Source organism: Pandoraea sputorum, assembly GCF_000814845.2.
Taxonomy (GTDB): Bacteria; Pseudomonadota; Gammaproteobacteria; order Burkholderiales; family Burkholderiaceae; genus Pandoraea; species Pandoraea sputorum.
Window position 1 is genome coordinate 4,109,380 of the sequence record NZ_CP010431.2, and the last position, 20,763, is coordinate 4,130,142.

General features: G+C 56.5%; 19 protein-coding genes and 1 tRNA gene. 5 read left to right on the forward strand and 15 right to left on the reverse strand.

All coding sequences use genetic code 11. The features are described 5' to 3' along the window. Positions 1–110: 110 nt before the first annotated feature. A tRNA-Leu gene (locus tag NA29_RS18030) sits at positions 111–195 on the forward strand. Positions 196–261: 66 nt separating this feature from the next. Here the strand turns inward: NA29_RS18030 and NA29_RS18035 are convergent. The 11 genes from NA29_RS18035 to NA29_RS25845 all read right to left on the reverse strand — a co-directional run bounded on the left by NA29_RS18035 (position 262) and on the right by NA29_RS25845 (position 12,098). After that, entirely contained in the window at positions 262–1,341 is a 1,080-nt protein-coding gene (locus NA29_RS18035; protein WP_039400159.1) for a tyrosine-type recombinase/integrase, read from the reverse strand. Then, positions 1,342–1,548: a DUF4224 domain-containing protein gene (locus tag NA29_RS18040; RefSeq protein WP_039403944.1), complete on the reverse strand. Its 207-nt coding sequence runs from the start codon at positions 1,546–1,548 to the stop codon at positions 1,342–1,344. Positions 1,549–1,550: 2 nt separating this feature from the next. After that, positions 1,551–2,327, reverse strand: coding sequence for a rolling circle replication-associated protein (locus tag NA29_RS18045; RefSeq protein WP_039400161.1), 777 nt, complete (start codon positions 2,325–2,327; stop codon positions 1,551–1,553). Between the two features lie 126 nt (positions 2,328–2,453). Beyond that, on the reverse strand, positions 2,454–4,148 hold the full coding sequence (locus tag NA29_RS18050; protein ID WP_072633324.1) for a type II secretion system protein GspD: 1,695 nt from the start codon (positions 4,146–4,148) through the stop codon (positions 2,454–2,456). Next, positions 4,145–5,194 carry a zonular occludens toxin domain-containing protein gene (locus NA29_RS18055; protein ID WP_039400164.1) on the reverse strand — a complete coding sequence of 350 codons (1,050 nt, stop codon included), beginning with the start codon at positions 5,192–5,194 and terminating at the stop codon, positions 4,145–4,147. The genes NA29_RS18050 and NA29_RS18055 overlap by 4 nt, the downstream gene beginning before the upstream one ends. Positions 5,195–5,197: 3 nt before the next feature. Beyond that, complete coding sequence (locus tag NA29_RS18060) at positions 5,198–5,500, reverse strand: DUF2523 family protein (protein ID WP_095178469.1); 303 nt, start codon at positions 5,498–5,500, stop codon at positions 5,198–5,200. A 7-nt stretch (positions 5,501–5,507) separates the two neighbouring features. Continuing rightward, positions 5,508–7,253 carry a hypothetical protein gene (locus tag NA29_RS18065; protein WP_157127425.1) on the reverse strand — a complete coding sequence of 582 codons (1,746 nt, stop codon included), beginning with the start codon at positions 7,251–7,253 and terminating at the stop codon, positions 5,508–5,510. A gap of 568 nt (positions 7,254–7,821) precedes the next feature. Beyond that, complete coding sequence (locus NA29_RS18070) at positions 7,822–8,073, reverse strand: major capsid protein (RefSeq protein ID WP_039400169.1); 252 nt, start codon at positions 8,071–8,073, stop codon at positions 7,822–7,824. A gap of 310 nt (positions 8,074–8,383) precedes the next feature. Next, complete coding sequence (locus NA29_RS18080) at positions 8,384–8,647, reverse strand: hypothetical protein (RefSeq protein ID WP_039400175.1); 264 nt, start codon at positions 8,645–8,647, stop codon at positions 8,384–8,386. Positions 8,648–9,085: 438 nt separating this feature from the next. After that, on the reverse strand, positions 9,086–9,694 hold the full coding sequence (locus NA29_RS26510) for a hypothetical protein (RefSeq protein WP_306592130.1): 609 nt from the start codon (positions 9,692–9,694) through the stop codon (positions 9,086–9,088). A gap of 568 nt (positions 9,695–10,262) precedes the next feature. Beyond that, positions 10,263–12,098, reverse strand: a complete 1,836-nt coding sequence (locus NA29_RS25845) for a hypothetical protein (protein WP_157127427.1) — start codon at positions 12,096–12,098, stop codon at positions 10,263–10,265. A gap of 717 nt (positions 12,099–12,815) precedes the next feature. Between NA29_RS25845 and NA29_RS18105 the strand changes: the two genes are divergently transcribed. Beyond that, the gene (locus tag NA29_RS18105) at positions 12,816–13,073 is read left to right on the forward strand and encodes a type II toxin-antitoxin system ParD family antitoxin (RefSeq protein ID WP_039400181.1); all 258 of its coding nucleotides are present in this window, start codon (positions 12,816–12,818) and stop codon (positions 13,071–13,073) included. Next, positions 13,070–13,369: a type II toxin-antitoxin system RelE/ParE family toxin gene (locus NA29_RS18110; RefSeq protein ID WP_039400184.1), complete on the forward strand. Its 300-nt coding sequence runs from the start codon at positions 13,070–13,072 to the stop codon at positions 13,367–13,369. The genes NA29_RS18105 and NA29_RS18110 overlap by 4 nt, the downstream gene beginning before the upstream one ends. A 502-nt stretch (positions 13,370–13,871) precedes the next feature. Here the strand turns inward: NA29_RS18110 and NA29_RS18115 are convergent. Further along, complete coding sequence (locus NA29_RS18115) at positions 13,872–15,617, reverse strand: glutaminase (protein WP_084103897.1); 1,746 nt, start codon at positions 15,615–15,617, stop codon at positions 13,872–13,874. Positions 15,618–15,982: 365 nt separating this feature from the next. Between NA29_RS18115 and NA29_RS26105 the strand changes: the two genes are divergently transcribed. After that, entirely contained in the window at positions 15,983–16,375 is a 393-nt protein-coding gene (locus NA29_RS26105; RefSeq protein ID WP_174555912.1) for a hypothetical protein, read from the forward strand. A gap of 144 nt (positions 16,376–16,519) precedes the next feature. Here the strand turns inward: NA29_RS26105 and NA29_RS18125 are convergent, their stop codons facing one another. From NA29_RS18125 to NA29_RS18135, 3 genes are all read right to left on the reverse strand, one after another. After that, complete coding sequence (locus NA29_RS18125) at positions 16,520–17,089, reverse strand: hypothetical protein (RefSeq protein ID WP_150777557.1); 570 nt, start codon at positions 17,087–17,089, stop codon at positions 16,520–16,522. Positions 17,090–17,269: 180 nt separating this feature from the next. Further along, the gene (locus NA29_RS18130) at positions 17,270–18,397 is read right to left on the reverse strand and encodes an ArsO family NAD(P)H-dependent flavin-containing monooxygenase (protein ID WP_084103899.1); all 1,128 of its coding nucleotides are present in this window, start codon (positions 18,395–18,397) and stop codon (positions 17,270–17,272) included. Continuing rightward, positions 18,394–19,290, reverse strand: a complete 897-nt coding sequence (locus NA29_RS18135; protein ID WP_084103901.1) for an AraC family transcriptional regulator — start codon at positions 19,288–19,290, stop codon at positions 18,394–18,396. The genes NA29_RS18130 and NA29_RS18135 overlap by 4 nt, the downstream gene beginning before the upstream one ends. Before the next feature lie 116 nt (positions 19,291–19,406). On the opposite strand from NA29_RS18135, the gene NA29_RS18140 reads away from it, so the two are divergent. Then, complete coding sequence (locus NA29_RS18140; protein WP_052253037.1) at positions 19,407–20,762, forward strand: FAD-dependent oxidoreductase; 1,356 nt, start codon at positions 19,407–19,409, stop codon at positions 20,760–20,762. The last annotated feature ends 1 nt before the right edge of the window (position 20,763 follow it).

The following is a 20,763-nucleotide window of genomic DNA, read 5'->3' on the forward strand; positions in this document are numbered from 1 at the left end:
AGCGGGCTTGTGGCGGGAGAAAATTTCGGTCATAATCTCGCCTTCGTCCGGTGAGCCATCAGGTTTGTCGAACGACTCACACTGCGACACCGTTCGGTGCCCGCACACCCGCCCAGGTGGTGAAATTGGTAGACGCAGGGGACTCAAAATCCCCCGCCGCAAGGCGTGCCGGTTCGATTCCGGCCCTGGGCACCACAGCTTTTCCAAGCCATCTGGCGATTCCGCCACGCTCCGCAAATCATTTTTTGCTCCGCAATTCGGTTATTTCGTCGGCTCGACTTTGTCGCCGAGGCGGTCGCGCACGTAATGCTCGGTCATTACCAAAGAGCGATGGCCAAGTTGCTTTTGGGCTTTGCGAATATCACCGGTTGCCTCGGCTTTGTCCGTACCGGCTTTGGCCCGAAGATCGCGAAACTGGAATGCATCCTTAGCAATCCCGGCTGCTTCGCGAGCCGCGTCGAATCGAGTTCGCAATCCTCGTTGCGTCAACCTCCGCCCCGACGCGTCAAAGACTAACGCCGACGTGATCGTTGCTTGCCGCTTGCGACGCGAGCGAATTCGCTCAAGTACTTCCCCAAGCTTCCCCTGTATCGAAATGCGAATGCGCATGCCCGTCTTACCTTGCTGGATACACAATAGGCCGTCGCGGATGTTCTTCTCGTCAAACCGCAGCGTATCGGCAGGCCGCTGCCCTGTGAGATAAGCCAGATCCATCGCGTCGCGCAAAGCCTCATCTCCGGCGCGCCACACCGCGTCATATGCCGAGTCCTCCACGTAGGTATTGCGTCCCCTCTCCCGATACTTCGAGACGCCTGCACAAGGATTCGCGTGATCCGTCATCCCCCACTCTCTCGCCTTATTGAAAATGTGTGAAAACAACGCGAGTTCGCGATTAGCGCGCGTTTGTCCAGCGCCTACGGTGATGGCCAGCCCCTTCGCGGTTGCTAGACGTTTGGACTCGTCCACACGCCACTGAAGGTATTGCCGAATGTTCATTGGTTTGATTTCGGACAGCGGCGCAGGTGGGTTGTCGAAGAACTGATACAAGCGCTCCAACTCCCTGAGGTTTCCGCGTTGCGTCTGAGGTGCTTTCAATGGAAGAACCTCGCGCAGATATCGCTGCGCTGCATGTCGAAAGGTAATCAGCGGAGCCACCGATTCCGGTGGGGCCATCTCCAGTTCCGCCCATTTCTGAACAGCAGAGACGAAATCCGGACCGAGCGGAATTTCTCGCCTCGGCTTACCGCCCGTATCGAAGTAGTAGTAGCACTTCCCGCTTCTCTGCACCCGTGCCCGCATACCTGGCGGAAGATTCAGGTTCTTCGTCGGCTTCCGTCCCATTCAGCCACCCATTACCTTCGGCTTCCAGCCTTTGACGACCGGCAGCGGTGCGGCACGCCCTTCGATCGCGGCCCGGGCGACAATCGCAGCGCCACGGGCGTTCACGAAAAATGGGATACCCATTTTTCGGAGAGCATCCACCTGCTTCGCCTTCAGCTGCCGCCCCGTGAGGTAGCTAACCTCCTCCGGCGATAAAAACGTGTCCATCTTCAGTTCTCCCTTGTCGCTAACCATAAACACCCAAGATCCTGATTCCAGTACACCTGACAGTGATCAAGGCTTGCGCCTGCGGTCTCAGCCGCTTCGAAAGCGGTCACGATGGCTTTCACAGGGTCATCGCTCAGGATGTGAGCGATGGGTTGGCGCTCCGGCACCGTGATGCCCTTGCTGGTCCAGTAGCGCTTCTCGTTCATCTCGTGCTCGGCAAAGTCCTTCGTGATGTACTTGCTCAGATAGCCCGCAAGCTTGTGGCGAAGCCCCTTCTGGCGAAACGGGTTGCGTACGTCGACGTTGCCGTTATCCGCGCCGACGATGGAATGCCAGATCGCGCGAAGTATCCGATAGTTCTGCCGCCCCCTCACGGCGATGTGTATATGCCACGCGCCGCGCTTTTGCCGTTCGGGGACGGCAATGTACTTGAAGTCCAGAAACCTTCCCAAACGGCGACGTAGGGCGTCGAAATCGCGCTTAAGGCGACCCTTGTCCTCCATGTTCTCGCGGTATGTCAGCGTGATCATCCGGTCTGCCTGCATGGCTTTGCAACGCAATCTGACTTGCCGACGGGCGCGCTTGGCTGACGAAAGCCGGTTGTCCTCCTTCTTCTCGGATTCCCCACGCTTTGCTTTCGGTATGCGGTGGAGCGATTGGGCACGCATATAGCGGTCGAATCGGGTCGCGTTGATCTCATGCAGGCCTTCCCCAAAGTCCCTGCCACCAATGACCCATTCGCGGCGAAAGGGATAGTCGTCTACACTGTTCTCAAGCATGGCAACTCCTCATTGTCGTGTTGATGCACTGGCCCCGTTCGTTGCAGCGTTCGGGGCCTTCTCTTTTTCGGGGGGAGTGTTCTTGCCTTTGCTGGCGGGCCTTGCCGTGTGTTTGTACGTTAAGTGTTACTGATATAAATCTAGGGGCGCGCTTCGCGCGCCCCCGCCGTCCTCGCCCCTCCGGGCGGCGGGGGCGGCGCGACGCATCGCCCTTTCTGGCATCAGTGCCACTTCACGCATCGGGCTGACGGCAAGGCGGTTTTCAGTGAGGGGATGTGTGGTCGACGTTGGCGCTTCGGCGGACGTCGGCAGTGCTACCCGCTGCTCGGTCGCGCGGGTCGCGCTGGGCCGCGCGTCATCGGCCCCGACTTCGCGGCTCGGCTTGTGGGCACCCTCAGCTTCGGCATCGGCGCCGACACTCCCGACGCTAGTCATCCTCACGCGCTCGACCTGGAGCATGAGGAGGATTTCGGTGTTGGACGAAGCGTCGCTATGGCTGTCGAGAAAGCGAGGTAGGAAGGCTAGTCCTGTGCGGTTGTCGGTGCTCTTGTTCGTCGTCAGACCGCCCATGAGGATCACGTCACCGTCACGCAGGCTGATTTCGGTGCTGACCTCTCGCGTATTCAACGTCGGAGAGTTGTTGACGCCGGTTGTTGTCTTCACGAAGTCGCTGATTTGCTGCGTGACGCTCAAGTCGATAATTCGGTCTTTTACAGTTGGCGCAAGCTCGAAGATGACACCGGACGAGTGATATTCGACAGATTGCACTGGATCACCGCCGCCACGTGGGTAGCTCACAGACTTCAGGACAGGCACCTTCTGGCCGACCGTGAGTCGACCTTTCGCCCCCGAGCGTATGCGCAGGTTTGGGCTGTTGATCACCTGAAAGCGCGAGTCCTTTGCCAAGGCCGAGACGACGGCGGAGAAGTCTCCCGCTTTCAGGCGGATGGAGTTGCCAAATTTGTCGCCGTCTATCGCTACCTCAATCCCAAGTCCCTTTGAAAGCAGATCTAGCGCAAGCTGGAAAGCTGAGCCTCGTTCTGTGCTATTGACGACTTCGTAGGCGGCAGCGCGCACGCTGACTTCGCCCACGGGTGTGTCAATCTGTGGGAGGAGGCGCGCGAGCGCCGCTACCTCGTCGGACGTTCCGTGAAAGAGTAGCGTGTCTCCTCGCTGGTCAATCAGAGAGGCTGCAGAGCCTTCCGGTACTTTGCCGCCTACGCGCGCTTCTGGCGGGGCCGAAACAGGTCGGTTGACGGTGAATCTTCCTTGAAACAGCGGACTTACAAGACGTGCGAGATAGGCTGTGTCGCGATAGCGGGGGCGATAAATGAACGCATCTCGACTCGGCAGTTCCTGTTCTTCCGGTTCTCGACGCTTGAATACGAAATCGACGCCAGCTCGTTGCTCAACCCCAAAGCCGAGAGAGTCGAGAAACAGCACAAGAAACGCTTTCAATTCCCCGTGCTTGGTGTTGTATCTGAAGGAAACCCGTCGCTGGTCGTCCAACACCTCTGGCGCGATCACGTAAGGTGTCTTGACCGCCTCTCCGTACATTAGCGTCACTAGTTGCGAGACGGTGACCAGTTGAAAGTCAAAGGCCCCGTTACTCGGCTTTTTCAGTCGTGCAGTTGTGTGTTTTTCAGCAGACTTGCCTCGCAACTCGGCTTCAAGCATTGGGTGACTTGAGTGGTCCAGTGGTGAGTACTCTTCTTGCGGGACGAATCCATTGAAGTCTATAGGCGCGGGAGTTTGCTTCACATCGTTGGCAAATACCGCAAAGCTCGCACTCCATAGGAGAAGCGGAAGAAAGCGGTTCATGGTGCGTCTCCGATGAAACCGCCGCTAGACCTACTGCCAGTCCATGCGGTAACTCTCTGCCCGTCGATTGTGCCGACGGCGGCTATGCCGACGTTTTGAAACATCGATGGAGACTCCACACGAAGTCGCCCCGCGTTATCCATGACTACAACGAAATGCTCGTTACCCACGTTGTAGCGACCAGCTATGCGCCAGTCGTTGCTCAGGGCTGGATCGACTCGGGGGAGTGGATCTTGCGAGGTCAATGAGGCTTGCGCGGAGGGGGGCGGCTGCTTGTTCGCCTTTAAGTGATCCCCTCGAAAGAAGCCAGTGATGTACCAACCACTAACGCCCACAATGACGAGCATGAAAAGAAAGATGAACCAGATGCGCAAGTTCGTAAGCTTGTTTTGCCGTTTGTCGATGGCACGCTCGTTCCCCTTGGCACCTGCATAGGATTGATACAAGGGGAAAATCGCCTTGCTGTACATTTTTGAAAAGGTGTCGATGCGATTCGCTTTCGTTACCTTGCCTCCTTCGTACATCTCCACCCGGTAGCTTCGATTGAGGCCGAGTTCTTTCAGCTTCTTCGTCACAAAGGTCATTTCTACGACCGAACGCAATTGCCGGTGCAAGTCGCCAATTGATTGGATCATCAAAGCAACGTCGCAGGCCACACCGGTCTCAGGATGCACGTAATGCCGGTGCATACGGAAGAATCGCATATGCTCCGGTGAAAGTTTGTTGCCGATGGACCAGAAATTCCATGCCTCATCGATAGCGACAAGATCGCCAGCGAGCACGATTGACTTTGCTTCGGGCTTGGTTTCGTCTGGGAAGAAGCCTTCGCGCGTCACATCGTCGTTGGTGACGGGGACCACGCTACCTAGCGCCTCCAGATTCGCCTTCTTTACGTCGACGCAGTAGTCGCGAATGGCGTCGGGTTGGATGCCATCAATGTTCGTGATGACTCTGCGGCCTGCGATGACTGCGGGCACGATGACGCTGCTAACGACTTCATAACTCTTGCCCGATCCCATCAAGCCTGTGTATGCATTGATCGCCATTCGTCACCCCATCATCGGGATGCGGCGCAACACGAATCGGTTCGCCATCGCCGCTAGCACAATCGGCATTCCTTCAGGGAACGCCAGAAGTTCAAGCCAGTACCAGACCGACGCAGGAATGCCGGTGAACGCGCTCGACAGCGATTCCGCATTTGGTAAGATGCCCGCCGTTTTGAGTACTTCAACGAAGCCAGTGGTGATGTACCACAGCGAAAAAAAAGTACCGAACTTGATGACGATGGAGCGAAAGACAAACTGAAGCGCCCCTCTTATTGCAAAGGTGAATACGTCGAATATCGAGTACATCGTGACCTCACGCTGCGAGAAGGATCGTTAGTGCGATCAGGGCAAAGACTGCGAGCATTACCATGTGGATTGTCTTGCGATGGCGTTCCGCGATTTCGCACATCGCGTCCATCGTGATGCGTTTGTCGAATACGTCGAATACCGGCTTGGGACATGTCGCCGTATGCCGGGGCGTTTTCCATTTCTTGAAATCGGGAAGCAAGTTCAGGATTGGCGAAAGGATTGCGCTGGGCGTAGGTGGAGATTCGAGGCTTGGTTCTCCTATGGCGCTGGCTTGACCTGCATCGACTTGCACGGGATTCACTACGTGAACGCCTGGCGTATTGACGACATTGACGTCTTTTGACAGTGGGTCACGAGGGCGTTCGCGATCAGGGTCAACGGGGCGGTTCCTGTCGTTCGGGTCTGGACGATCCTCTGGCCGCCTGCGATCAGGGACAATCAAAACGTTGATCGGAACAACGCGCTCGTAATCTCCCAAGGGCCGAGAGAATACATCTACTACTGCAGGCATCGCACCACGCCCTTTCTCGTCCGACCACGCTTTAACATCCTGCGGTGTAATCGGTGACGTCATGCGATGTGGCACGCCTCTGTACCCCTCTAGCTGGCTTGCCTTGGCGAAAAGCGAATTGGTGACGTCTGCGACAAACTTTGGGGCTAGTTCGAGTTTGAGTTCGTCATCTGATAAGGCGTCATAAGCCTTATCCAGTGAGTCGAAAGTTCTATGGCGAACTTGTCGGCCGTAATTGTCCTTATTGAAGGGGGGCACTACCTTGTGGTTAACGAACGGTGCACCCAAACTGAATCCACTTGCTTCCACCGATTTCCATGTGCAAATCTCCTTCTCGATCTCCTTTGTGCACTTACCCGACCAATGGGCAGCGGACGCGACATTCTCGGCGGGACAACCCGGCAATGTGACGTCTATCACCTTTTCTTTCTTGATCTCGCACGTTTCTTTCTCATACGTTCCCGATGTCTCGAATCCTGCGCTCTCCCCGCTAACTCTAAATTCCTCCTCGATCCGAATGCGCAGGTTGCGCGCTTTTACGTTGGCTAACTTGAAACCCTCCTCAACGTAAGCTTGGATATAGCTTTTAATCTGCGCGAGACTACGCCCAAGTACGATCACGCCGTCCTTATCGGCGGCGTACCATCCTTGGGGACCCCATACGTCGTCCCAGGGAACAGGCGGGAAATGCGCACAGACCCAGCCTTGTCTGCACTGCGATTGGCGATAGACTTGACCTCCCATCGCCGCGATGGCGTCCCATGGACTATCTGAGCGTCCGACTGTATGCCGCGGGTAACGGGGCGGGACATACGGTTTCAGGTCATCTGGTATAGGAACGTACCTCTCAGACTTCGCTTCTATTTCGCCAGACGGAAGCGCGCTGATCGTGATATCTGTATCCCCGATTTTTCCGACGGCCAACTCCCCCAGTTGTTCGCCGAGCAACACCGCCGCAAGTCCAAACCATGTGGGGCCGTTGGCAGCCATTAGATATCGTTCGTTAAGGCTAAGCCGCGCATGCTCCGTTGCGACCAATGACATCGCTTTTTGGGTTTCTTCGATTCGTGGGTCGTCAGGCTTTACGCCATCGCGTTGAATCGTCTTTTGAGTAACAAGGGCGACGACCTGATTTATTACAAAAGTTGTGAAAGCACGTGCGAGGGGATTGGCGTACGCGTCATTTGTGCTGCTCGTCACGAGAGAGAGGCAAAGCGCGATGAAAAGGAGCCTCTTCATCACATGCTCCGTAGACCTTGCACGACGGCCCATCCGCAAGCGATTCCCCACACGAAACACATCAGATTCCAAAATTCTTGCGATGGCATGGCGTGTCCTTTTCACACGAGAAATTGGGCAAATTCGATAAGCTGAGGGTCGAATCGAAAACTAGCCGACGTCTTCTCTTGTAGGTTGCTTTCGCTGTTTGTCGGAATAGCTCTTAAGCACGTCGACAAGCGTGGCGCCAACCATTGCGCCGCCAATGGAGCCAGCCAAGCACAACACGCCGAATGTCCATATCAATTGGCTAAGGTTTGCAAATTCCACCTGCATAGGAGCCTCCAGAAGTGATTGATCTTTCTCCGATCGTAGATAGCGCCCGCATTGTGTTCTTTGCGGTGATGGCCGCCATTTGCTGTGTGACCTGCTTAATCGGATGGTTCTACCGTCCGGGTAGCTGGTTTCTGCCAATGGCTGCTGTAGTGTTTGCGTTGATCGGCATTGCCGTTGCGTCGCAGGCTAAGACGACCGGTTCGGAGTTCGTTGCCGGGAAGCGTCCGGATCGCCTCCCGGAGTCACATCAGGCTCAGGCTCCGCGAATCATCCCGAGAATCACCTTGGCGCTTTTGATTGCGACATAAACACCCGCAAGCAGGCCTGCGATAGCAATTACGCCTGCTGCGACGCTCGCGAAGCTGATTTGCCCCGTAATGGCAGACACATCGAAACTCGTAGCGGTGCTGGCCTCTGCAAAGGCCAGTGCGGGTGCGGTAACAAGCGCCAGACCGGCGACAGCACGAGTGCCAATGCGCTTAAGTCGTGCAAATTTCGTATTCATACGATTTCCTCACTTGATGAATACCGGAGTGCGTCCGGCGCGCTGGCTTATCCCCGACGTATGAAGCCGAGGATTGCGCCTACATGGGCACTCACGACGTACAGCCCAACGACCGTCGTGAATGCCAATGTCCAGAAACTCGCCATCTGTTGGACGTCGAGCAGTGATTCGGATGCTGTGGGAGCGAGAGCAACAACCGCGAATTGTTGGCCGTCCTCGGTCGGGCACAATTGACGATCCATTGGTGTGGACGGCATCGCGTTCGGAACGGGCTTGCAGGTCAACACGCGCATCGCTGGATTCACCACCGTTAGCCCCCGCGATTGATGTTCTTCAGAATCTGCCACGCAAACTTCGAGCAGGCCGGTTGCGCCAGTTCGTGCGCCTCGTAGGCGAGATCAAGTGCACCAGCAAGCACCTGCACGGTTTCGTACAGCAGCGCGGATGCTTCGAGCATGCGGGCGAAGCGTTCGGTATCCGGGACGTTGAGTCCACCGACGCGCGCAATGCACATGCACGTTCCGTCAGTGGCGGTCACGGTGCGGTTAATGAGTTCGGTCGTGGGGGCTGTCATATCGGGACCTATGCGGTTGCGGCAATCACCGGCACGTGCGCGACTTGTTCATCGCAGCGCGGATGCTTGCGGGGATCAAATGGCCGTCGTAATCCATGATTCGCGCGATGAGCGAGCGCAAGGTTTTGCATACGAATTGGATGCCGTCGGGACGCGTCCAGATGAAGCCCTTACTGGCTTTGATGAGACGCCGCAGGTGCAGCTTGAGACGGAGTTGTCTCCACGGGCGTTGTGGAGCTAGGAGAGGGCGCGGGATACGCCGTTGCTTAGTTCGTGCGGGGCAAAAGCCGCCGAACAGATCAAGAGACAGTTGGTGAAGCATCGCAACCCCCAATCCCATCACGGCATTCCTGCGGTGACGGTGCAAAGAATCTGGCGGGGGGCCGGATTTAACTACAGGTGGTCGTCGCTCAAGTGGACAACGTGAGATGACGCAAATTACACGGCAGCAGCGGCCGCAGCTTTCGGTGTGGCCGTCGGACGTGTATTAGTTACGTAGGGCTGCAACGCTACAATGCGCGGGACTAGAGCGCCGTCCATCGATTGCGCCATGGCCATCTCTGCGAAGTACTCGCCTTTGCCGGTTTCTTTAGCGATTTCAGGCAGTGGGACGGTGCCAACAACGGCGCGGTCGCCGTCGGGCGTCGCTTGCCAGAGGACGCATTGTGCGGTGCGCATGTCGTAGGGGCGACCCGTCTTGCTGGAGATGCCTTCACGACGGACGACGCTAAGGATGGTGAGCTTCTGCTTCTTGACCGGTGCGGACGGGCGGGTGCCGTCGCCGTATGGCTGCAATGCGACGATGCGGGGAACAAGCTGACCCTCCATCGACCGAGTGAGGATGAAGTCCGCAAGGTATTCGCCTTTGCCTGCATCTTTGACTGCATCGGGAAGGGTGATGGTGCCGACTACGGCGTCTTCACCTTCACTCGTGTTCTGCCAGAGGACGCATTCCGCGATGCGCATGTCGTAGTGACGTCCGGTCTTGCTGGATATGCCCTCGCGTCGGGTGACGTCGAGGATTGTGAGCTTTTGTTTGCTGGACATTCGCCAAACTCCTAGTGGAAACGGACGTGTCGGTCGGCAGACAAAGTACGGATTACATATCAATGTGCCGACGACTAAATGTTAGTCGACAGCGCAAAATTTGGGATTGGGATGAGTCCGAAATGCGAGGGCGAATTAAGGAGTTAGCAGACGTCGAGCTTGACCCCCGACGACCGTGGGTCGACATGGAGGCTCGCACGGGGATCAACGGACGACGTTGGCAAAACGTGGTTCGGGGGCAGCAGCGAGCGAGCGACGACATGCTTGAAGCCTTAGGCAGCGTGTGGCCTCAGTATGCCTATTGGCTGATGACCGGGAAAACCGATGAAGCGAACGGCCACACATCGCCCACGCTGGCACGCATAGCTCGGGACTTGCAGACACTAAGGAAGGCTGGATAAAAGCAGGGAAGGTCTGCAGAAGATGGTGGGGGCGCGTGAAAAACTACTCTGATTAAAAAAAGGTTAATCGGAAATCCGCTGTTTTTAATTTTCGATATTGATTATTTTTTAATAAAAAATGGGCGAGATGCTTCATCTCGCCTCGAGTTCTGTAATATCGATTCGGATTATAGCCAATCAATAAGTTTGTTTTTTCGCAAGATTCCCGCCACGAATGTGAAGGCAAAGCAGATTGCCGTCGCGATTCCAGAAAGTATTGTTGCTTTAATTGCTGTGTCAATTCTTTCCCATCTTGTCATGTTTAGGCGCGCTTGACCTCGATATGCTGTTTTTGCATTGCCATAAATGTGAATTTGCCCATTTTGGGCAAAAGAGCCTTTTATGGAGCCGCCGGCAATGGTGATTGATTCTAGTGGAAATAACTCAATTTTTTCATTGTTAATTCGAATTGATTTTATTCCGTCTTGAGTGATCCTCGCGCCATCGATTTCTCCATTTTTTGACGATTTCAACAAATTCCGATAGGAAATTTTGTCGAAATATATATTCCCTCCGGAATTTATTACTTCTATTGCATTTTTACCGTCGACATAATAAATGTTAGGGCTCGTCTCCGGAGTGATAGAAATAAGAATATCGGAAATGCTCAGCGGGTTGTCAACGCGATAGTTTTGGGGGGTGGAAATTTTAGTAAGTCTGGCGGGGGTGCATGATTTTAATTCTCCTTTTTTTGCTGAGGACGTTAGATCGAAGTTGTACGTCTCTCCATTTATGACGAATGCGATTTTCTTGCTCTCGGACTGATAATTTCCTGCATCGTTTGCATTTAGTAGTATTGATCGAAGAATGAAATCGATTCTATCCTTGGTGTCCGTTAGAGTCAGTCTTGATCCGTCAGGAGCTCCAATTGTCAAGGATGTTGTTTCTCTGTCCTCTTCATTGTTCTTGAGCCATGCCAAAATTCCATCTTTTCCCGGAGATATCTTTATGTTATTTGATTCATCTTTCGAGAAGTAGATGCTAGACCATTTCTCAATGGGATGAATTTTCAGAGATTCTATGTTTTTTACTGTAAATGAATTCTTGTTTGATGACTGTTTTTTTGCTTTTTCCGTGTCATCGCAACCCATAAGGAATGTTAGGGATAGATTGTAGTTTTCTTGGCGATCCTGTTTGTTCCAAACTATTAATGGATTGGTGTCGTACAGCGTCGAAGAGATTCGACCCTCTGTAGATGCGGGATCGAGTAGAAAACCAAATGATTCCGCATTACCATCAATTTCTGATTTCTTGTTTTCGGTGTTTTCTTTTTGCCAATAAAAAAGCGAAACCTTTCCGTCAGCTACGATGTCGATTTTTGTGTAAGTAGGTTTGTAAAAAATTGTTAGTGCATAAGATACAATCGCAACGGACGATGCTCCAAATGCGCATGGAACCATCAGTGCAATCGCACTCATTGCGGTTTTCCAATTTTCGCTGAAATTTTTTACGGAAGATTGAATCTGAAGGATTATGATTATGCACCCGGATAGGGCAACTGATCCTACTAAATTGGCTACGAGACACTCAAGCAAGTTGGTGTTTTTGTGGCTGGAGAAATTTATCGAATAAAGAAAAATATCAATAGCCATTAACAGGGTGAAAAAATAAACGCTAGAGGAAATAAATATCTCTCTTGCATTGTTATTTTTTCTCGCGAACAAAAAATACACTATCGATGCGATAAAAAATACTGAAATTAGGCTTGTTGGGATCCAATCTGCGATGTCTGGGATTTTGGCGATGTCATCGCCGTAGATAGACGAGTAGATGGATGCTTCTCCACTGTTGAGAAGCCCAAATGAATAGGTTTGAAGAAGTGGTCCGTTGCATAGGATGAGGCTTATTCCTATGGCAAGGGATGCTGCATTGAGTGTGGTTTTTATTAATTGTTTGTTTTTTATCGTATCGAGAATAATATTTTTTAATTTTATAAAAAAATATTTATTGATTATTCTGGTCATCAGTTTTTGGGGATTGTTTGCGTGTTTTCTGATTTTAGCAGATGGTGCGCGTCGAGGGTGTGGATTTGTTTGGTGATACTAACGTCATTCACAGGGCAGTAAAAATTGCTGACCGACCTGTGAATGATTCAAAATTTTATGTGCGATGTTAGTGGGGATTATCGAACTAATTTAGGTCTGTCGTCCGCCTTCGAGGAGTGCAAAATGTGAAAGGGATCGTTCAATGGTTCCGTAGCCACAATTGCCTCGGCAAATGTGGCGAAGTAGATCGCATGATGTGGGTCAACCACAATTGCTCGCCTTATTTCTCTCCTTTCTTCGTCCCATGCATAGCCCAGAAACTGGTTGTGTATGTGGAGCCACACGACGTAGCCTTTGCGGGGTAATGACAGGGGCGGTGTGGGCTGAAATCCTTCACCTCCGCTTTGTCCGCAACCTCCTGTTCTGCTGCCACCCTGTGGTCGAACGCGCTCCTCATTTGTCTTTCGCATATCTCGTCCATGAAACCGTTAAGTTGGGGGGGGGCACATCCATCATGGCAGCCGCTCTGGCACCTGCGTATCAGATACTTCCGAGAAATTTCTCGTCTGACGGGCCGCAGCGCTGGAACTCCAAAAGTGGAGACTCGTTTCGTAAGGTCTGGCGCCTTTTTTGATAACTATTGATAAACGTGCTAGAGTGACCGCCAACCCAGCCAACTCCAACCGGAGGAAAACCATGATCAGTGCTGAACTCGGCCGCTCGCTTGAGGAGTACGTCGCCGAACTCGTGAAGAGGGGCCGTTATGGATCGAAGAGTGAGGTGTTGCGTGAGGGGGTCCGTCTGATTCAGGATCGCGAGTCGCAGCTTGCTGCGCTCGATGCGATGGTTGAGAAGGGCATCGCAGATGCAGCAGCAGGAAAGGGCCAACCGGCCGCCGATGTGTTCGACCGCCTTGAGAAGAAGTATCAGGCAAAGGTGGACGAAGAGGGATGATCGTTCACTTATTACCCGAAGCCATCGTAGACCTCGAGAACGTCGGTGATTACATCGCGCTGGACAATCCGCGTCGTGCCGTAACATTCATTCAGGAACTGCGGGACAAGTGTTTGAGCCTCGCAGACATGCCGTACGCGTTCCCCATCGTGCCGCGCTATGAGCGATTCGGCATTCGCCATCGCATCTACGGCAACTACCAAATTTTCTATCGCGTGGTCGAGTCGGACGAGCGCATCGACATCGTTCACATCCTGCACAGTGCACGAAATTACGCGGCGATTCTGTTTCCCTGATGGCATTCGTTGGAGTGCCGAGGACGGCTAAGTGGCGCGGCGAGTGCCTTCAACCGCTCCCTAAACATTCCCCAACAATCCGTCTGAATCACACCGCCCCGAGCCGCATTCCCACGTAAATCTGCACGCGGACGACGATTAGGGCGCTGACGTCCGGGAGCCTAGTCAATCAAGGCTCCGGACCCGACCTCAAACGATGATTTAGGATCAGGGAATCGCGGGTGTGTCATGCTAAAACACTGGTTACACCGCTCCGCAAACGGGCTCGTCACCTAGAAACCATAAGGGTTCCCGAGGGATGGTTAGTTACCGTTTGCGAAGCGCCACGAGATCGTAACTTTCTGATTTTTAGACAGTTCGTCGCATCCTCAAAATCCCCCGCCGCAAGGCGTGCCGGTTCGATTCCGGCCCTGGGCACCACAAGACTTGTCTCCAGCGGTGCTTTCCCTCGGTTTGGCGTAATTCTGGCGTAATGGCGCAGTCATTCGGCCCGTCTGACGGCTCAGTCCCGTTCCCGCGCTACATTCACCGAACCCGACATCTCGTCGACCACGACAATCTTCTCCAGCGCATGCCGGTCCCGGGACATGTGGTAGTACCGCTTCATCCTGCCGTGAATGTCGCGAGCCGACAGAACGTGCGTTCCGTCGATGGCGACGTCCTTTGCTTTGCGGATGTCCGGTGCTTTTGCATAGAAGTCCCGTCTCACCCCATCGATGACCGGCATGGCATTTGTGAGTACGCGACGCGTTTCCGGCGTCATCTCCGATTGCAACGTCGTATCCACTTCACGGGGAGAGGGGCCGAGCGCGTGAGACGGCAATTGTCCGGCCGTCGGACGCGCGCGCATCAGCCCGCTTGCCATCCCCAAGGTTGCGCGTCGCGCTGACGGCAGTACCAGATTCAGCTTGTTCAGCGTACTGATCCATTTTTGCCCTTCACCGGAATTCCCCGCGGGGTTTAAGTCGGCGTGGTGCGTCGCCACGACAAGATTCGCATGCCGGTAAAGACTGCCGAAAATGCCTCCGTCGACGCCCGTCTTTCCACCGAACGCGTTTTTCCTGAACTGCGCCTCCGACTCTTCGTAACTGCCGCTGATGTCGTTCGAGCATCGAACATAGTCTGCGACTAAGGCAGGCAAGATTTGCTTGCGTGTACCGTGGATCGCATCCACCTGCAGGCCACCGCTGCGAAACACTGCAGCAACATTCGCCATGTCCTCCGTGTTCACCATCACCGCGCAGGCCCTGCAATAGCTAAGAAAGGCGTCCTCGGAAAGCGCTCGCCTGCATGACACGGAGAACTCGGGCGTCAGTCCACCGGCACGTGTCGAGTTGGCATCGACGACGGCCTTGCCGTGTTTGCGCATCGCATAGGTCGTCAGACTATCGTCATCCACAAAGCCCGAGGCATCCAGCGTCGCCAGCAATCGCCGGTTGCAACTCTGCGCCTGGTCAGGCGGACAGAAGTCGAACTCTCCGATAGCCATGGCTTCATTGACGGTCAGCCCCGGATTTCTCGTCAACGACTTCATCATCTCCAGGAAACCATCGAACGGATCGCTGCCCGGCGGTGTGTGAATCTCAATCAGCATCCACGTTGCCAACGCGCCGATGTTCACACTCGAATTGAACGGACGGCCGTCAGGTGCAAGCGTGGCATCGTTATAGGGAAGCGCCGATGCTTGCATACCGACGTATCGACCGTAGCGCTCAGGCTGACCGCCCATCAACTGAATCGCCAGCGCCATCGCCACCGGCTTCGACATGCTCTGCTGCGAAAATCGGTGATGCATATCGCCAACACTGACGATCTTTCCGGTGCGCGTGTCCATCACAGAAATAGCGCGCTTCTCGGTGCGCGGATTCGTGCCGGGAATACCCTGAACGGGACGCCCTTTGCCGACGGGCGAAGCGCGCGAACGAATGACTTCGCCCAGCAGCGCGGCATCCACGACATACGGTTTCCGATAGACCGCCGAAGGCGAGATGCCCTTTCGCGCCCCCTCACTCACGTTCCGAATGTGCAACAGGTCAGCGGCCATCACGCGACCGACAGCATCCGCCTGACAGGGTTGAGGATGCGCAGAAACAACTTCATCCACGGAAATACGTGGGGAAAAAGACAGAATTTTCATGATGCGACGACTTTCGTGAACTCGGAGATATCTGGTCTCAACCTGTTCGATGACCCTATTTCTCTCAGAGCTTCGCCTTGCGGCAAGATCGCCGTGTGTCCCCGCCGTCATTGCAACGGCTTCGGCATTTCGAGAAGAGCATCCCTAAACGATGTTTTATTTCCTCTAGGCTATACGCACAACGAGGAAAGCCGATTCTATGATTCGCTCATTGCACACCTCAGGTGACACCTCATCGGGTCCGTTCGTTACGGCTCGGCAATCAGACCGCGATCTCCTTAACATCGCGTAATTTCCGAATCGGTTGATGCCGCAGAAAACTCGCGTCGAACTCTGCTCAGTGCCCGTCGGATCCCTCGCGCCGCGCGGAATACCGCGTAGCACATGGATCGACGCGCTCACTACGTTTTCACATTCAATTGGGAAAAGCGCCGAAGTCCTACGCGTGACAGCGATCGGGCAGAAGGATTCGGACGATGCTGAAACTCACGTCACTTCACGCCTGCCATCATGAAAACACCCTAACCGTACATTTATGGGAGACCTTCATGAACGCTTCTAAAGACGCGAAGACCGAGAAGAGCTGCGACGTCGTTAAGAAGAATCGCAAGCGCTGCAAAACACTGAGCGTGCCGAAATCGTTAGCTCGGCAAGGTTACGTAGTTTGGTTTTACGAGCACGGGGAATACTTGGGATTGGCGTGGAACGAAACGGCTTCGGAAATTGAAAAAGCGCACGTCACCGACGACGATCACGCGATCTACTTCGAAACGTTCGCGCAAGCCGCAGTGGCGTGCGACAAGTTCGTCAGTCCCTGCCGCGTGCTCCATTCGCTCGGCCCCGGCAAGCGGCCGAAACTCATGGGTTAATCGCCGCGGACGGCCCACCGTTCGTGGCGGGCCGCCCGAGTCGGCAGACGATCTGAAAAACGTTGCGCGGACGACCGCCTCAGCATCGGCGAGCACACCGTTTCGGCGACAATCTCGCTGTTTGGGTGCGCGTCCGCTCGGCGACTACGTAGGGCTGATCTTCGAGAGAAAGTGCGTCGCAGCGACAAGCGCTGTGCCGACCGTCACGATGGTGCCGATCAGTCGCCAGGTGAGCGCGTGTAGTTCGCGGTGTAACCCGGCGCCCAGCGCATGCATGTCCGATCTGACCGACGCGATCTCACCTGCAATTTCGCTGCGCACTTTGCCGAACTCCTGATGCATCTCTCGGCGCAATTCCCCAAACCCCTGATGCATCTCCTGACGCACCTTTCCGAACTCCTGACGCACATTTCCGAACTCCTGATGCATCTCCTGACGCACATTTCCGAACTCCTGATGCATCTCCTGACGCACCTTTCCGAACTCCTGATGCATCTCACTTCTGAGCCCGCCAACTTCACGATGCGTTTCGGCACGAACCGTGCCGAACTCCCTCGCGAGATCTTCCTTGGTTGCCAAGGTCGGTAGCACCGCCTCGACAGACGCAATTCTTTCATGCAACCGCATCTCATCGTGCTTATGCCGGGCATCCGCGTGCCCTACTTTGAACCGTGTAATACGTGAATCAATTTTCCGGAGTGTTCCCATCTTCATCTGCACCCTCTGCCGCATCGACGCCCTCACCTCGCAGGCGTCGACACGTTGGATAAACGATGTGCAGTGAAGGCGCTTTCGTGCGAAATATGCGGCTTTTTTGCGATCGTCCGGCTTCGCTGCGCTCGCGCCCGTCACTGCATGAGAACCACTCTATCCCGCAGCGCTGTGCTTTCGGTTCTACGTAGTCTCCGACACAGGTGCAGCGAGATGAGCGACGATCTCCTGCGCCGTCGCCCGCGCGCTGCGCATGACGCCGATTAGCGTCGCCGACGCATACCCCGTCCACTCGCCGTAGCCAACCAGCCATAGTCTGGGTTCATCGACGCTCCTCGTCCCGGCGACGCGAATCCGCCCGTCAGCCTGCGCAATGCCCAAGCCGCGCAAATGACCCAGCGAAGGCCGAAATCCGGTGCACCAGATGACGACATCGACCGGCGTATGCGTCCCATCTTCCCAGACGACACCGTCCTCGACGAATCTTGCGAACGGACGCACGGCGCGCAGCACCCCACGCGAGCGCGCCTCAAGCACCGACGGGACCATGACGATGTGTCCGAGCCCGCTATCGGGATACGGGTCCGGCAAGCCTTGCTGCACAGCCTGCCAGCGTGCCGTTGCGCGTTCGAACAGCACGCGTCCGTCGACGTCGTCCGGCAAGTAAGACGGCGGACTTAGCGTGACCCAGGTCGCGTCGCTCACCCGCGACACTTCGGCATAGATCTGCGCGCCCGAATTGCCACCACCGACGACCAGCACGCGCCGCCCGTGCAGCCCCTGCGCCCCCGCGTATTCGGCCGAATGCATCTGAAGCCCGCCGAACGCATCCTGCCCCGGATAGGACGGCACGTACGGCGAACGCCACGACCCCGTCGCGCTGATGACCGTACGGGCCAGCCAGTCGCCGCGATCGGTACTCACCCGCAATCCGTCTGCCTGTGCGACAACGTCCTTCACACTTACGGGACGCATCACCGGCACCTCATAACGCGCTTCGTACTCACGTAAATACGTCACGACCGCGTCGCGCGACGGGTAATGCGTCTCGCCGCCGCGCATCGGCCACCCCGGCAATGATGACCATTGTGCAGGCGAAAAAAGTTGCAGCGACGGCCACGCCCGTTGCCATGCGCCACCCGCAGTCGGCTGATCGTCCAGCACCTGATAGTTCACGCGCCATCGACGCAGGAAATACGCCGTCGCCAGCGCCGATTGCCCGCCACCGATCACAAGCGTATCGACGTGTCTCGTTGAGGATGACGAAGGCAAGGACGACGAAGGCGGCGATGCCGTGTCTTGCACGCTCATGCCCCCTCCTCGTCGTCCGCCTGCACACGCGGCCCCACCTGACGGAAGTAGCGTCCTGGCGATTCTCCGAAGGCGCGCCGGAACATGGCGATGAAATTGCTGGGGGTCGAGTACCCGAGCGAGTCGGCAATCGTACCGACGGGCTCACCGTTTGCCAGTCGCTCCAGCGCACTCACCAGACGCGCCTGTTGCCGCCACTGCGTGAATCCCATCCCCGTTTCGGCCACGAACAGACGCCGCGCCGTGCGCGAAGACACACCGGCACGCTGGGCCAGCGCCTCCAGCGAGGCCTGCCCGCCAAGATCGTCAAGCACGGCACGCGCCACGCGCACCACGCGTGCGTCAGTCGGCATCGGTAGCCCGAGAGGCTCGGCAGGCGCGCGCGCGATCTCGTCGACCAGCACCTGCGCCAGGCGCGTTTCCTCCTCCGTCAACACCTCGCGAGTCGCCCACGACACCGCACGCTTGACGAGCGCCGCCAGCAATTCCGACACGCCCACGACACAGGGCGTAGACGGCAACGCCGTGGCAGCCGATGGTGCGACCAGCACGATCCACCCGCTCACGACACCGGATAACGACACGCGGTGCGTCACGCTGGGGGGAATCCAGCCTGCACGGTAGGGTGGCAACACCCATGCACCGAATGGCGTATGCGCCTGGACCAGTCCCGAGTGAATACAGAACAGTTGACCCCGGACATGCGAATGCCAGTCCAGCTCCCGCGTGCCGATCCTGAACAGGCTCCGATCCTGATCGCTCCCACCGAAGGCCCACACGGGCGGGCCGTCGGGCCGGTCGTTCGGCTTGTAGCGCGCGAGCGGGGAGTCGTCGAGCCGCAGCAGCGCCTCATCAGGTCTTGCCCGAGACAGGTCGGAATAGTGACTGCCCATACGTTTGTCCGATTCGCATTATTTAATGACCAAACGATGTTATCAGGTCACAGTGCAGCGCGCAGACAATGAGCGAAGTGCCACTGTCGGCCGTCTCATGACGGCCCATCGAAATCATGTCAGTCTTGCATGTCAACATCATCGGCGCGGGTCTGGGCGGCCTGTGCCTGGCGCAGGGCCTGCGCCGCGCGGGCATTTCGTTCGATGTCTACGAGCGAGATCCCGCCCCCGACGCCCGCTTCCAGGGTTATCGCCTGCGCATCGACGCCAACGGCCTCGATGCTCTGACCGAATGCCTGCCTGACGGCGGGATCGACCGCGTTCGCGAGCGAGCGGCCGTCGCGCGTGTCGGCGGGCGATTCGTGACCCCGCAACTCGAAGACGCCAAGGTCGTCTTGCCGCCTAGCTGGCACGACGCGCACACGGATTCGGCCGTGACCGACCATCGCCAGCGCACCACGACCGCCGCCGCACGCCCGACACCGCATGCCCCCGACATCCCGGGCGACGTCAGCGTCCATCGCCAGACGCTTCGCGAAATTCTGCTCGACGGCATTCTCGATCGCGTGCATTTCGGCAAATCGTTCTCGCGCACGACCACGATTGCCGACGGCCGGCGTGTTGCCCATTTCGACGACGGCACCCACAGTTTGCCGGGGCTCGTGATCGCGGCAGACGGCACCCAATCCCGTGTTCGCGAATACCTGTTGCCGGGCATGACCCCTCGGGAGACGGGCGACATCTGCATCTACGGCCTCACGCCGCTGTCGACCGCCCTGCTCGTGCTGATGGACGCCCACGGCGAGGCGACCATGATGGAAGGCAGCACCGTCGTGTTTGCCGACGGGTTTGCCGTCATTGTCGAGGCGATGCTGTTTCGCCGCCCGCCGCGTGGCGACATGGCACCGGTGGCACAGGCGTCGCCATCGACAGCGGGTACGCCCGGCGCAATGCCGCTCACTCCGGTCTCCGATTACTTGTACTGGGCGTTCATCGGTCCGTCGCAAACACTGCTCGGCCCTGCGTACACGTGCGCAGAAATGCCGGACGCCATGCCGCTCGCGCGCATCGAGTCGATGACACAGTCATGGCACCCGCATCTCGGTTCGCTGTTCTCGCACGCGGTCCCCGAGACGGTCCGCGTATCGCCCGTGCGCAGCACCGCCAGCCCGCTACCCTGGCAGATCGACGGGGTGACCGGGCTGGGCGATGCGGTCCACGCGATGAGCCCCGCCGGGGGACTTGGCGCAAACACAGCGTTGCGCGACGCCGCGCAATTGACCCGGCATCTGCGCACGGTCGCCGATGGCCACGTGCCCCTCTGGCAAGCCATCACCGCCTATGAGCGCGACATGTGCGAGCGCGCACGCGAGGCCGTTCGTCTGGCGGATGCCGGTGCAGCGCTGCTCAATGCACGTCGCAGCACATCGCCCGCGTCGACGCGAGAATCCGCCGACCTGATGCATTTGTGAG